The organism is Parabacteroides sp. AF18-52, assembly GCF_003479145.1.
Taxonomy (GTDB): Bacteria; Bacteroidota; Bacteroidia; order Bacteroidales; family Tannerellaceae; genus Parabacteroides; species Parabacteroides faecis.
In genome coordinates this window covers 61,387-74,643 of record NZ_QUGR01000016.1, presented here as the reverse complement: position 1 = coordinate 74,643, position 13,257 = coordinate 61,387, and the positions used below count along the sequence as shown (strand labels likewise).

Annotated in this window: 11 protein-coding genes and 1 pseudogene; 8 read left to right on the top strand and 4 right to left on the bottom strand. The window is 45.8% G+C overall.

The window, feature by feature from the left end; all coding sequences use genetic code 11:
• Nucleotide 1 precedes the first annotated feature (1 nt).
• Nucleotides 2-346: a hypothetical protein gene (locus DWX23_RS20170; RefSeq protein WP_122375782.1), complete on the top strand. Its 345-nt coding sequence runs from the start codon at nt 2-4 to the stop codon at nt 344-346.
• A gap of 123 nt (nt 347-469) precedes the next feature.
• Here DWX23_RS20170 and DWX23_RS20165 read toward each other — a convergent pair.
• Nucleotides 470-874: pseudogene (locus DWX23_RS20165) on the bottom strand (ATP-binding protein); the annotation flags it as partial.
• A gap of 278 nt (nt 875-1,152) precedes the next feature.
• Here DWX23_RS20165 and DWX23_RS20160 point away from each other — a divergent pair.
• The 7 genes from DWX23_RS20160 (at nt 1,153) to DWX23_RS20135 (ending at nt 10,253) form a co-directional block, all read left to right on the top strand.
• Nucleotides 1,153-1,860, top strand: a complete 708-nt coding sequence (locus tag DWX23_RS20160; protein WP_122375781.1) for a hypothetical protein — start codon at nt 1,153-1,155, stop codon at nt 1,858-1,860.
• Nucleotides 1,861-1,987: 127 nt separating this feature from the next.
• Complete coding sequence (locus tag DWX23_RS20155) at nt 1,988-3,550, top strand: ATP-binding protein (protein ID WP_122375780.1); 1,563 nt, start codon at nt 1,988-1,990, stop codon at nt 3,548-3,550.
• 164 nt (nt 3,551-3,714) lie between these two features.
• Nucleotides 3,715-3,870, top strand: a complete 156-nt coding sequence (locus DWX23_RS24910; RefSeq protein WP_158607103.1) for a hypothetical protein — start codon at nt 3,715-3,717, stop codon at nt 3,868-3,870.
• A gap of 282 nt (nt 3,871-4,152) precedes the next feature.
• Entirely contained in the window at nt 4,153-7,395 is a 3,243-nt protein-coding gene (locus DWX23_RS20150) for a DUF2723 domain-containing protein (protein ID WP_122375779.1), read from the top strand.
• Nucleotides 7,396-7,398: 3 nt separating this feature from the next.
• Nucleotides 7,399-8,010 carry a polysaccharide deacetylase family protein gene (locus DWX23_RS20145; RefSeq protein ID WP_122375778.1) on the top strand — a complete coding sequence of 204 codons (612 nt, stop codon included), beginning with the start codon at nt 7,399-7,401 and terminating at the stop codon, nt 8,008-8,010.
• Nucleotides 8,011-8,013: 3 nt separating this feature from the next.
• Nucleotides 8,014-8,967 carry a tRNA epoxyqueuosine(34) reductase QueG gene (queG, locus tag DWX23_RS20140; protein ID WP_122375777.1) on the top strand — a complete coding sequence of 318 codons (954 nt, stop codon included), beginning with the start codon at nt 8,014-8,016 and terminating at the stop codon, nt 8,965-8,967.
• On the top strand, nt 8,964-10,253 hold the full coding sequence (locus DWX23_RS20135) for a S28 family serine protease (RefSeq protein ID WP_122375776.1): 1,290 nt from the start codon (nt 8,964-8,966) through the stop codon (nt 10,251-10,253). The genes queG and DWX23_RS20135 overlap by 4 nt, the downstream gene beginning before the upstream one ends.
• A gap of 99 nt (nt 10,254-10,352) precedes the next feature.
• Here DWX23_RS20135 and DWX23_RS20130 read toward each other — a convergent pair whose 3' ends face one another.
• The 3 genes from DWX23_RS20130 to purD form a co-directional block, all read right to left on the bottom strand.
• A complete protein-coding gene (locus tag DWX23_RS20130; RefSeq protein WP_122353240.1) occupies nt 10,353-10,802 on the bottom strand; it encodes a YqaA family protein in 450 nt (149 codons plus the stop codon).
• On the bottom strand, nt 10,790-11,797 hold the full coding sequence (locus DWX23_RS20125) for a hypothetical protein (RefSeq protein WP_122353239.1): 1,008 nt from the start codon (nt 11,795-11,797) through the stop codon (nt 10,790-10,792). Before DWX23_RS20125 ends, DWX23_RS20130 begins: the two co-directional genes overlap by 13 nt.
• 144 nt (nt 11,798-11,941) lie before the next feature.
• Complete coding sequence (gene purD, locus DWX23_RS20120) at nt 11,942-13,210, bottom strand: phosphoribosylamine--glycine ligase (RefSeq protein ID WP_122375775.1); 1,269 nt, start codon at nt 13,208-13,210, stop codon at nt 11,942-11,944.
• Nucleotides 13,211-13,257 lie beyond the last annotated feature (47 nt).

Genomic DNA, 13,257 nt, shown 5'->3' with positions numbered 1-13,257 from the left:
TATGAAACTATTACTTTTATTATTTCTTTTTCTGCAAGGCTTGACAGGGAATGAATCTGATTGTAAAGCCTTTTATGAGAAAACATTGTATCCTATATCTCTAAAAGGTAATCTTATTAAAAAGGAAAAAACGGATGAATACTATCTGTTATATGTGAAGAATGAAGAAGAGGGTGGGAAAGAGGTTATTGTCCGGTTGCTTAAGAATCAAACAGGAAAAAGTATATTCCTCTTTGCTTTAGATAATAGTCTGATCAGCAAACGAAAAGGGGAAACAGCTCTCCATGTCCTGGCTCCGATATCAAACGGTTTCAAAGGGCGGATATTTCCGAATCTCTGCGAATAAATTTTAAGATCCGAAAAGCTATCATGTTGGACCAGGCTCGCAAAGAGATAAAGAAATAATTATCAGATAGCGAATGAGGTTTATGGTTCCCGGTAAATTTGTGCTTAACTAAGAAGCTGTCTTTTAATAAATCTCATTCGCCAGTTTCCATGCCTGAATATGTTTTATCCCCTGATTTAAAGGGAATGAAATATCATCAAGGGAAACTACATATTTTTCATAATTATCAGGAATGGCTTCTAAAGATGCATATTCGCGACGGATTGTCTGTTCGTTGTATCCTGTACCATAAGCAAATCCGGGATAAAGATAATTTTTAAAAGACAGGTCGTTAATATAATATTTACAGTTACCGGAAATTGTATCTTTCCCTCTTATATCATATCGTTCTGCCTTATGAATCAAAAAAGTATCTTCGATGTATCCTATATAATTAGAAACAGTATCCTTAATAGCAGCAATATAATTTCGTTTAGTCTCATTGTTGGGTAAAACAAACAATTCCGGTAAAGCACCAGTTTCCATATATCTTATCAGTATAACTATGCCTGATAAACCCTAATTCCGGTACATTCCCATTCCAGAAATTATACCGCTGCATTAATGCAAAATATTCTTCCATACTCGAAAATATCTCCCCAAAGATAAAAATATTCTTCCACACTCGAAAATTTTGCATTGAATATTGGACTGTGTTAGCTCCAGATATACTCAAAAAGTAACTGAATATTTTTATTTTCAACGTATGCAGCGGTTTTGAATATAATCTCATCTTACATAATGTAAACTTAAATACAAGGTAGGTCATGAGAACTCTAAATTTGAAATTCCCTTTATTACTTTTGTTGGTTGCGGTGTGTGCTGTTTTAAGTGCGTGTAGGTTTGATGAGGATGAAAAGATGTACTCTTCAAGGAGTTATGATGAGACTTACGCATTGTTGCGACCTTATATATTAGTGAATGAATCAGATGAATTTGAACTAAGTGCAGGTAAGGAGGTGACCGATCTGTTGAGAATTTATCCGGGGCATATTTCAAAATTAAAAGGAGAGTTGTATGATATAAATCTGCAGATAAAGAAAGCATTGAATGATCCTTTGTGTTCACAGGTTCTGATGGTTACAGAACGTCAGGGTGCCCTTATTAAAAAAACTGCACCTAATCTTAAATATGAGATCAGTTCGAATGAGCCAGATATAATAACTACACGTGCTGACGCATATATGACTATCGATTCCGATCAGGGAGGAAGTGCTGTTTTTACCGGCGGAGCACAGGTAAGATCAGATATCAGTATGTATCCCGGATCTGCTTCTCCCTATGTGCTAAACTTTCATTGTAAAACCGGTGAGCTCAGGGAGGGTGAGAATTATATTTGCTGGACGGGGACGGTTGGCTCCACACTTACAAACTGGTGGTATGCCAATAACCCTGATGGAAATAATACTCGTTGGAGCTACAATGCAGATGATTTGGGTGGAGGTGCTTATGGAAGTGCTGTTTTTCAATGGTAAGGCGGGGAATTCCCAAATGTACGAGTATCGGATTTGACGTTGATTTATCGTCAAGAAAAGATTACTTGTCTTTTATGCCTGAAATTACTATCTTTGTTATCGTATCAAAATAAGTAAACTGAAGAATATGGAAGCGAACTACAGGCGTTATCCGATCGGGATCCAGAATTTCGAGCAGTTGAGGAAACGGAATTGTGTGTATGTGGACAAGACCGAACTGGTCTATCGGTTGGCGAATACCGATAGTGTATATTTCCTGAGCCGCCCGCGACGGTTTGGGAAGAGTCTGCTGGTTTCTACGCTGGAGGCTTATTTCCAGGGGAAAAAAGAACTTTTCTCCGGACTGGCTATGGAGCGATTGGAAAAAAGCTGGGAGATATATCCTATCCTGCACATAGATTTCAGTTTAACGAAATATACGAATCTGTTCGATTTGCAGGAACAGTTGAATCTCTTTTTGTTACGTTGGGAAAAGGAGTATGGGAAGGAAGAAGAGGAAACAACGCCTGCGGCCCGTCTGCAGGGGATTATAAGAAGAGCATACGAGCAGACCGGTAAGCCTATTGTCGTATTGGTAGATGAATACGATGCTCCTTTATTGGATAGTAATTCCGATATACCCTTGCAGCAAGAACTTAGAAATGAGATGCGGAAGTTTTTCAGTCCGCTCAAGGGACTGGGGCAATACTTGCGATTCCTCTTTATCACAGGTATCAGCAAGTTTAGCCAGATGAGTATCTTCAGTGAACTGAATAACTTGAAAAATATCAGTATGCGCGATGAATTCAGTACGATATGCGGTATTACCGAACAGGAGTTGCTGACGGAACTGGAACCTGATATTGAATGGATGGCTGCGGCTAATGGGGAGACTTTTGAAGAGGCTCGCGATCATTTGAAGCGGCAATATGATGGCTATCATTTCAGCAAACGGTGTGAGGATATTTACAATCCGTTCAGCTTGTTCAATGCTTTTGATTCGAAAGAATACAAGAATTATTGGTTCTCTACGGGTACACCTACCTTTCTCATCGATTTATTACAGGAAGTGGACTTCGATGTTCGTGAACTGGATGGGGTGGAAGCTACCGATGAGCAGTTTGACGCACCGACGGAACGTATCACGAGTCCTATACCTGTTCTTTATCAGAGCGGTTATTTAACGATAAAAGGATATGATCCGGACTTTCAAACTTATTGGTTGGCATATCCCAATGGCGAGGTGCGTAAGGGTTTTATCGAATCGTTGCTTCCCGCCTATATCGGGTTGCCGGGGCAGAGCAATACTTTTTATGTCGTTTCGTTTATACGCGATTTGCGCAAAGGTGATATCGAGAGTTGCCTGGAGCGTACCCGCTCTTTCTTTGCTTCTATCCCGAACGATTTGGAGAACAAGACTGAAAAACATTATCAGACTATCTTTTACCTGTTGTTCCGCCTGATGGGGATGTATGTGGAAACGGAAGTAAAGAGTGCTGTCGGTCGTGCGGATGTAGTTATAAAAATGCGGGATGCTATCTATGTATTAGAATTTAAATATGACGGAACAGCAGCAGAGGCTTTGGCTCAAATCGAGAGCAGGCAATATGCGATTCCTTATAACAAAGACGGGCGGCGCATTGTGAAGGTCGGTATTAATTTTGACAGTGCCACACGGACGATCGGGGATTGGATGATCGTCGAAGAATGAAATAAGGACTTTTAATCATAACTTATAAACTGACGATAACGGAGGTGTTTATAAGTTATACTTAATAAAATTCCTATATTTGTATCGTTTATCAAGTATAACTTATAAAAATATGAAGATTATAGAACATATAGTAAAAGAATAAAACCTTTTAAGAGTTCCGCATGATCCGAAATGATGAAGACTTATTTGCTTACCTGAAAGACCGGATAATCGATAAAGCTGATAATTACCTGTTTGTTGATGAGATACAAGATATCGATGGTTTTGAACATGTTTTACGGAGTTTGCAGGCAAAGGAAAGTTGTGATATCTGTTGAAAGATGTTGTCAAAAGAGAAAGCATACGAAATGTTGATTTTCTGAAGAGAGAGGTGTTATGAACGATGGAATGGCAGTTTTTGCTATCTGACATTTCTGTCATACAATTGTCATCTTCAGTCACTTAAAAATCAGGTTTTTTTTAATATAATTCTAATCTCTTCAATACAATTTATGGAGTATTAAGGCGTTGGTATTAAACGTAAATGCTTACCTTTGCGGCCGACTGTCCGTGTGAGGATAGCATATATTGACAATTTAATTATCACACTTTATACAAACATGAGAAAGTATAAACTAATCAACAACGTGTTGGGGTGGGTTGTTTTTCTGATCGCCTCTACCGTTTATTTGATGACTATCGAACCCACTGCCAGTTTCTGGGATTGTGGTGAGTTCATTTCTTCAGCTTTTAAACTGGAAGTAGGGCACCCGCCCGGAGCACCGTTCTTTATGTTGACGGCTAACCTGTTCACGCAACTTGCGTCGGATACTTCCATGGTGGCAAAAATGGTGAATTCGATGTCGGCACTCTTCAGTGGGCTGACCATTTTATTCCTGTTCTGGAGTATTACGCACCTGGCCCGTAAGATCATGGTGAACGATGAGGACGAAATCTCATTAGGTAAAATGATCACTATCATGGGTAGCGGTCTGGTAGGTGCGTTGGCTTATACCTTTAGCGATACATTCTGGTTCAGTGCGGTAGAAGGTGAGGTATATGCCTATTCTTCTCTGTTCACGGCATTGGTTTTCTGGTTGATCCTTAAATGGGAAGAGGCGGCCGACCGTCCGCATGCCGACCGTTGGATCGTACTGATCGCTTACCTGATGGGATTGAGTATCGGTGTCCACCTGTTGAACCTGCTTTGTATCCCGGCTATCGTCCTGGTTTATTATTATAAGAAATTCCCGAATCCTACAATGAAAGGGACCATCTATGCGTTGTTGGTTTCTTTTGCTATCGTCGGATTGATGATGTATGGGGTCGTTCAGGGACTGGTCGAGGTATGCGGTTATTTCGAACTGTTGTTCGTAAATGTACTGGGTATGCCTTACAATTCGGGCGTCTTCGCGTATGTGATTGCTTTGTCGGGCGTCTTGATCTGGGCCATCTGGGAAACGATGCGCGATGAGATAAATCCGACGCGTATGAAGATTGCTTTTATCGTAGCGATCGTGCTGGTAGGTGTTCCGTTTATCGGTAGCGGTTATGTGATCGCTGTGATCCTGACAGCTGCATTGACGGCTTACCTGTTCATGAGCAAGAAAGTCAATATCAAATTGCTGAATACTATATTAGTTTGCCTGATGGTGATCGTTGTCGGTTATTCTTCTTATGCACTGACGATGATCCGTGCAACGGCGGATACCCCGATGAACCAGAATGCGCCGAGCGATATCTTCACGCTGCGTTCTTATCTGGCCCGCGAACAATACGGTAAGACACCGTTGATCTACGGACAGACATTTGCCTCGGAGGTAAAACGTGAGAACCAGGGCGGTAATTGTGCTCCTGTCACGAAGGAAGGTGAAGCCGTATGGAGCCGCGTGATTAAGAAAGATCCGAAAGAGAAAGATAAATATTTCGTTTCTCGTCACGATGTTGAATACGAATATGTGGATGAGTTGAATATGCTTTTCCCGCGTATGTACAGCAATGTCGATTCACATGTGGGGGCCTATAAGGAATGGTCGCAGTTTAAGGGAGAACCGGTGAAGTTCAACCGTTGCGGTGAGAATGTGACAGTGATGAAACCGACGTTTGCCGAAAACCTGCGTTATTTCTTTGCTTACCAGCTGAACTTCATGTACTGGCGTTACTTTATGTGGAACTTCTCCGGACGTCAGAACGATATTCAGGGAAATGGCGAGGTGATGAACGGTAACTGGATCACCGGTATCAAGGCGATCGACGAGGTGCTTGTCGGCCCGCAGGATAACATGCCGTCCGATATCGCGAATAATAAAGGACATAATGTTTATTATATGCTGCCGCTTCTGCTCGGTATCCTGGGCTTGTTGTATCAGGCTTATTCCGGTCAGCGGGGTATCCAGAGTTTCTGGATCACTTTCTTCCTGTTCTTTATGACAGGTATCGCTATCGTGCTTTATCTGAATCAGACACCGTATCAGCCGCGTGAACGAGACTATGCGTATGCAGGTTCCTTCTATGCGTTCTGTATCTGGATCGGATTCGGTGTCGCGGCACTGGCCAAGCTGATCGAGAAGTATGGAAAGTTGCCTGCTGTGGCTGCCGGTTCCATTGCAACCGTATTATGCCTGTTCGTTCCTATCCAGATGGCAGGACAGAACTGGGACGATCACGATCGTTCAGGACGCTACGTTTGCCGTGATTTCGGAGCCAACTATCTGGAATCGTGTGAACCGAATGCAGTGATCTTCACCAATGGCGATAACGATACATTCCCGTTGTGGTATGCACAGGAAGTGGAAGGTATCCGTACCGATGTCCGCGTATGTAACACCAGTTACCTGCAGACAGACTGGTATATCGACCAGATGAAGAAACAGGCTTACGAATCGACTCCGCTGCCTATCTCATGGGATCGTGCGGATTATATACAAGGCACACGTGATGCCGCCTATATCGTTCCGATGATGGATAAACCTATCGACCTGAGCACAGGTTTGAATTTCGTACGCAGCAATGACCCGAAATTCAAGAAGATACCGGGATTCAACCAGGAACTCGATTATATTCCTTCAGAGACACTGATCTATAAAGTCGATTCGGCTACGGCACTGGCGAAAGGTCTTGCCGACTCTACCGATCTGCTGACAGAGATGACTATCAACCTGAAAGGAAAGACAGCGCTGGGTAAACAGGAACTGATCATCCTGGATATGTTGCAGACCAACAACTGGGAACGTCCCATCTACTATGCGATCACAGTGAACCCCGACCAGTTCGTCGGCCTGGACGGTTACTTTGAACAGACAGGTCTGGCTTACCAGATCGTTCCGAAGCAAGCGGACAAAAACACCAACACAGAGAAGATGTACGACAATGTGATGAACAAATTCAAATGGGGTGGTGTAGATAAACCGGGTGTTTATATCGATGAGAACGTGATGCGTATGTGTAAGAGCTACCGTATGGCATTGTTCAATAAACTGGCTGAAGACCTGTTGAAGGAAGGCAAGAATGAGAAAGCGTTGAACGTGTTGAATAAGAGTATGGAAGTATTGCCGCCGGAAAATGTTCCGTTGGATTATACGGCTCTTTCTACCGGTGAGTTGTATTATGCGCTGGATGAGACAGAAAAGGCTGAAGAGATCTTTACCGGAATTGCAGAAAATGCCATGCGGAATATCGACTGGTTCTTCCGTCTGAGACCGTCTCAGCTGGCTTCTGTGACAAGAGAGTTGGAACATAACCTGGCCGTCATGCAGCAAGTTCTGGCAGTCAGCAAACATTATAACCCCGAATTTGCTAAGAAGTATCAGGAAGAGTTTGACAACTACCGGATGGCTTACGGTTCGGTTCGCGGAAATAAGTAATATATGTTTATAGAACAACCGCCCTGGTTCTACAGGGTCCTGTTCCCAGGGGTAATCTGGCGGATACCGGCCAAGGAGAAGTGTGTATATCTCACCTTCGACGACGGCCCTATTCCCGAGGTTACCCCTTGGGTTTTGGATATACTCGACAAATATGGTGTGAAGGCGACCTTCTTCTGTGTAGGAGACAATGTCCGCAAACACCCTGAAGTTTATCAGATGGTGCTCGATCGCGGACACCGGGTAGGCAATCACACCTACCATCATATTCAGGGGCTTCAATATTGGACGAAGAATTACCTGGATGACATCGAGCAGGCTGCCGGATATATCCACAGCGACCTGTACCGGCCGCCGCATGGTCATATGCGTTTCCCGCAGGTGGTAGCCTTGCGGAAGAAATACAAGATTATCATGTGGGACGTGGTGACCCGCGATTACAGTCCGCATATGACGCCGAACGGTGTCTTCAACGTGGTAAAAAACTATACCCGCAACGGCTCTGTCATCGTCTTCCACGATTCCCTCAAAGCCGAAACGAACATGCGTGAAGCGATGCCCCGTGCCATCGAATGGCTACAGAAAGAAGGGTATGTGTTCAAGGTATTCGAGTAGATAATGAATCTATCTGTCAGCATAAAGAAGAAAGCGAAAGAATTGGGCTTCGATGCCTGCGGAATAGCTGAGGTCTCTTCCGCAGACACCGAAGCTTTGTTTTTTGACCGCTGGATAGCTGAAGGGTATCATGCAGGGATGAAATATATGGAGAACTACCGCGATATCCGTCTGAATCCCGCCGGATTGATTGAAGGTGCCCGTTCCGTCATCTCTGTCGCTCTTAATTATTATCCGGCACAGAAACAATCTCCCGATGCTCCCCGTATCTCCTATTACGCCTACGGAAAAGACTACCATATCGTACTGAAAGACAAACTCCGCCAACTCTGGCAATACATCACGGAAGAACTTCTTCCGTCTATAGAACCTGCTCCGGAAGCCCGTGCCTTCACCGACTCCGCCCCCCTTCTCGAACGTTATTGGGCCTGGAAAGCCGGCCTTGGCTGGATCGGCAAAAATACTAATCTTATCATCCCCGGTAAAGGCTCTTTCTTCTTCCTCGGTGAGATCGTCACTACGCTGGAACTCGATTACGACAGCCCTCAGGAGAATCGTTGCGGCGACTGCCGCCGTTGTCTCGACGCCTGTCCGACGGGTGCCTTGGAGTCTGCCGGCCATCTGAATGCGAACAAATGTATCTCTTACCTCACTATCGAACATAAAGGCGATATCCCTTCGGAGCTTGCCTCCCGCCTGGGCGACCGTCTTTACGGCTGCGATACCTGCCAGGAGGTCTGCCCCTGGAACCGTTTTGCTGTTCCTACCCGTGAAGAGGCTTTTACCCCGTCGCCTGCTTTCCTTTCCTTTAAAAAAGAAGACCTGGCGGACTTTACCCGTGAAGATTATAATCGTATCTTTGCCAGGTCGGCCGTAAAACGGGCGAAATATGAAGGATTGATCCGTACGATCATTAATAAACGAAGAATTATAAACAACAAGAAAGATAAACCATGAGAAGAACATTTCATCTTCTGCTCCTCTCTTTTCTGTGTACCCTGGTGGCTTTTGCTTCACCGGGCGATTTGAAAGAGAAGCTTGCCTCCCTGAAAGGGATCAGTAACATCGAACAACTCGAATCGGATGTCTATCCGGAGAAGTACCTGGTACGTATCACCCAACCCATCGACCCGAAGCATCCGGAAGCAGGCACTTTTACCCAGCGTGTCGTTATCGGTCATGTCGGTTTCGATCGTCCGACTGTCCTGGTAACGGAAGGTTACGGCGGTGCCTATGCCCTCAATCCCAAATATGAGGAAGAGTTGACGAAGCTGTTGAACGCCAACCTGGTCTTTGTGGAGTACCGTTATTTCCTGGAGTCTACTCCCGAACCTTGCAACTGGGATTACCTGACTGCCGAAAATTCCGCTTACGACCTGCATAACGTCAATCAGACATTCAAACAGCTTTATACCGGCAAATGGATCAGTACCGGTATCAGCAAGGGCGGCCAGACCACCATGCTTTACCGTGCTTTCTTTCCCGATGATGTCGATATCTCCGTTCCGTATGTCGGTCCGCTGTGTAAGGGAGTGGAAGACGGTCGTCACGAACCGTTCCTCCGTAAAGTCGGCACAAAGAAAGAACGTAACAGGATAAAGAATTTTCAAACAGAAGTGTTGAGCCGCAAAGCTGAAATGCTCCCTTTACTCGAAGCGCTCTCCAAAGAAAAAGGCTTGGAATACCGTATCCCGATGGCAGAAGTGCTGGATTATTGTGTACTGGAATATCCTTTCGCCTTGTGGCAATGGGGAACATCGGTTTCCGTAATTCCTTCCGTGCATGCCGATACGGAAGCGCTGTTCAAACATCTGATGGATATCAGCAGTTCCGACTATTTTGCCGAGAACCAGCCGAATATCTCTTTCTTTGTACAGGCAGCCCGCGAACTGGGCTATTACGGTTATGACACCAAACCCTTTAAAAAGTACCTGACCATAGAGAGCAGCAAAGGATACCTCAACCGCATCATGCTTCCGAAAGAACTGGTAGACAAGGTAGAATTCCGTCCGGCTCTTTATCATAAGATATATAACTTCTTGAAAGACAATGATCCGAAGATGATCTTCATCTATGGCGAGATCGATCCGTGGAGCGCTGCCCATGCCCCGGTATTCAAAGGGAAGAAGAATGAGCAAGTCTATTTCCAGCCCCGTGGTAGCCACCGTTCACGTATCGGTAATATGCCGGAAGACATCAAGGAAAAGATTTTGACGCAACTGAACCAGTGGCTGGCTGAATAATTTTCAAGCTACGGATAACACAGTAGTGCTGGACACTATAGGTTTATAGTGTCAGGTAGATTAGGATTATAGTGTCGGATATCCTCTCACTATAGTCCTTTAAAACATGCTTTGCACCTTATACACGAACTCCATCCACACCCAGTAGCGGATGGCTTTGCCCAGGAACATGGAGATGGCGACGATCCAGATGTTGGCGCGGAGGAAACCCAGTGCCACTGCGATGAAGTCGCCGATGCCCGGCAGGAAGACGAAGAAGCCCATCCACGAGCCTTTTCCCGCAATCCATTCTTGTACCTTTTGCAGCTTTTTGGCATCCAGTTTGAGGTATTTCTCAATCCATTCCACTTTACCCAGCATACCGAGCCAGTAACAACTCATGCCGCCCAGGAAATTACCCAAGGTCGCGGCTACCATACAGGGCCAGTAGGCCGAACCTGCCAGCAGTACGCCGGTCAGTACGACTTCGCTGCTGAAGGGCAGGATGGTGGCAGCGAGGAAAGAGGCGATAAACACCCCGATATATCCGTATTCTATCAGAAATTCCATATACGTAAAAATAAGAGGATAAAATAAAGCACGATTGTTGCATAGAATGTCCAGAAAACGATCCTGCCCCGCATCACGGTAAAGAAGTGGGCGATCAGTATCGAAGCCGGGACACAGGCTGTTTCCAGAAATTCTTCCGATGCTTGTTCGTAAAGGAAATAGAGCCCGAATGCCCATATCGACAGAACGATAAGGAAGGATAAGAATTGGCGTGTACGTAAAACATCCTCATATTCGTGCGTAATGATATTGATGGCGGAAACCGCTGTTAAAAGAGCTACGGCCGCAATACCTATCCAGTCGAGCAACCCGATCCCTGTAGCCATCAGGAAACGTATCTTAAACAAGCCCGCAAACGGGATGGTGAACGGCGTAAAGTCACGGAACCAGACGCACCAGGCGAACAGGAACCAGTAAACGGTACCTACTCCCAGCAGGGAGGCAAGGAATGTCCGGATATTCAGCGTCCTGAAATTATACATCCCTATCCAGAAGATGGGAATGAACCAAAGAATATGCACCCACAACAAACTCCCGATCCCGATCAGCAAGGCGGTATTGTAGGCGTTGCTTTTGGCATGGGGGTCGTGGTAGGAGGTGAATAGCTGGTAGATAGCGAGTATCAGGCAGAATACACCGAGCGAGGTGGACTTCAACGGCAGGAAGTCCGGATTGGTGCTGATGAACAGTACGTAGAACAGGAAAGGCAGCAGCGTCTTTTCGCGGATCAGCACCAGGATATAGTTGGCACGGTGGAGCAGGAAGGCTCCCCCGAACATCAACAGCATACCGATGGTATACGTGAAAGCCTTGCCGGGCAATACCTGGCAGATAGCATTCCACAGGGGAGGGGCTGTCACCTCTCCGTATACCGGGTAGCCGACCGAGTTGAAATAGCTTACGATCCAGCAGGCAATACAAGCCACCAGCACAACCACAAAAGTGCCTGTGCCTGATATACTGTGCCTGCGGGAGTAATGGTATGTATTGTTCATTCTGAATTAGAAATAATTGAACCCAAATAACAGGTTCTGTAGGGGCGGGGTTTGCCCGCCTTTTGCGACAATAATATAACAACCGGTGAAGATGGGCGGGCAGACCCCGCCCCTACATTCACATCTGATAATATTTAAACTTACTTACAGATCGAACCCGATGTCTTTACGGAAATACTTCCGGTCGAATAGGATGGTCTTTGCTCCGGCAAATGAGCGGGCAAGGGCCTCTTCCTTGTTGGCTCCGTATGAGCTGACGGCGATGACGCGTCCACCGTTGGTCAGGATACGTCCGCTGGCAGCGATGGTGCCGGCATGAAAGAGGATATTGTCGGATGGCACGTCATCCAGTCCATAGATTATTTTGCCTTTTTCATACGCTTCAGGGTAACCGCCGCTTACCAGCATGACTGTAACGGCTGCACGCGGGTCGTGAACCAGGGTGCGGCTGTCGAGGTTACCTTCGGCTATCCCTTCCAGCAGGTCTACCAGGTCGCTCTGGATACGGAGCATGACTACTTCTGTCTCCGGGTCGCCCATGCGGCAATTGTATTCGATCACCTTCGGATCGTTTTCGTTGATCAGGCCGAGGAAGATGAAACCTTTATAGTCGATACCTTCCGCCTTCAGTCCTTCGATGGTCGGGCGGATGATTTGTTCGTCTACCTTTGCCATATATGCTTCGTCGGCAAAAGGAACGGGAGAAACAGCCCCCATACCGCCGGTGTTGAGGCCTGTGTTACCTTCGCCGATACGTTTATAATCTTTGGCTACCGGGAGCACTTTGTAGTTTGTACCGTCGGTCATGACGAATACGGAGCATTCGATACCTGTCATGAACTCTTCGATAAGGACTGTCTTGCTGGCATCGCCGAACATACCGTCCAGCATGTTGGCCAGTTCCTTTTTCGCTTCTTCCAGTGTGTTGAGGATCAGCACCCCTTTTCCGGCTGCCAGTCCGTCGGCTTTCAGCACATAAGGAGCTTCCAGCGATTCAAGGAAAGCATATCCTTCTTCCAGGTTTTCGGCTGAAATACTCTTATAGCGGGCAGTCGGAATGTTGTGGCGCATCATGAACGCTTTGGCGAAATCCTTGCTGCCTTCCAGCTGTGCGCCTTCCTTCGACGGGCCGATCACAGGGATACCTGCCAGTGAAGCGTCGTTTTTGAAGAAGTCGTAAACACCTTTTACCAATGGGTCTTCCGGACCTACAACTACCATATTCACATTGTTGGCCAATACGAAGTCTTTGATGGCCTGGAAATCGTCTGCCTTGATAGCTACATTGGTTCCCACCTGAGCCGTACCTGCGTTGCCGGGAGCAATGAATAACTTGTCCGTTTTCGGACTTTGAGCAATTTTCCAGGCTATTGCATGTTCGCGGCCGCCGGAGCCTAATAACAGAATGTTCATATCGTTGTAATTTATTATTATTGTTATATTGCAATATCGAATGTTTA

Bases quoted from the DNA above. Each gene is read 5' to 3' on its own strand.
- DWX23_RS20170 (WP_122375782.1), top strand. From the start codon at position 2: ATGAAACTATTACTTTTATTATTTCTTTTTCTGCAAGGCTTGACAGGG.
- DWX23_RS20160 (WP_122375781.1), top strand. From the start codon at position 1,153: ATGAGAACTCTAAATTTGAAATTCCCTTTATTACTTTTGTTGGTTGCG.
- DWX23_RS20155 (WP_122375780.1), top strand. From the start codon at position 1,988: ATGGAAGCGAACTACAGGCGTTATCCGATCGGGATCCAGAATTTCGAG.
- DWX23_RS24910 (WP_158607103.1), top strand. From the start codon at position 3,715: ATGATCCGAAATGATGAAGACTTATTTGCTTACCTGAAAGACCGGATA.
- DWX23_RS20150 (WP_122375779.1), top strand. From the start codon at position 4,153: ATGAGAAAGTATAAACTAATCAACAACGTGTTGGGGTGGGTTGTTTTT.
- DWX23_RS20145 (WP_122375778.1), top strand. From the start codon at position 7,399: ATGTTTATAGAACAACCGCCCTGGTTCTACAGGGTCCTGTTCCCAGGG.
- queG (WP_122375777.1), top strand. From the start codon at position 8,014: ATGAATCTATCTGTCAGCATAAAGAAGAAAGCGAAAGAATTGGGCTTC.
- DWX23_RS20135 (WP_122375776.1), top strand. From the start codon at position 8,964: ATGAGAAGAACATTTCATCTTCTGCTCCTCTCTTTTCTGTGTACCCTG.
- DWX23_RS20130 (WP_122353240.1), bottom strand. From the start codon at position 10,802: ATGGAATTTCTGATAGAATACGGATATATCGGGGTGTTTATCGCCTCT.
- DWX23_RS20125 (WP_122353239.1), bottom strand. From the start codon at position 11,797: ATGAACAATACATACCATTACTCCCGCAGGCACAGTATATCAGGCACA.
- purD (WP_122375775.1), bottom strand. From the start codon at position 13,210: ATGAACATTCTGTTATTAGGCTCCGGCGGCCGCGAACATGCAATAGCC.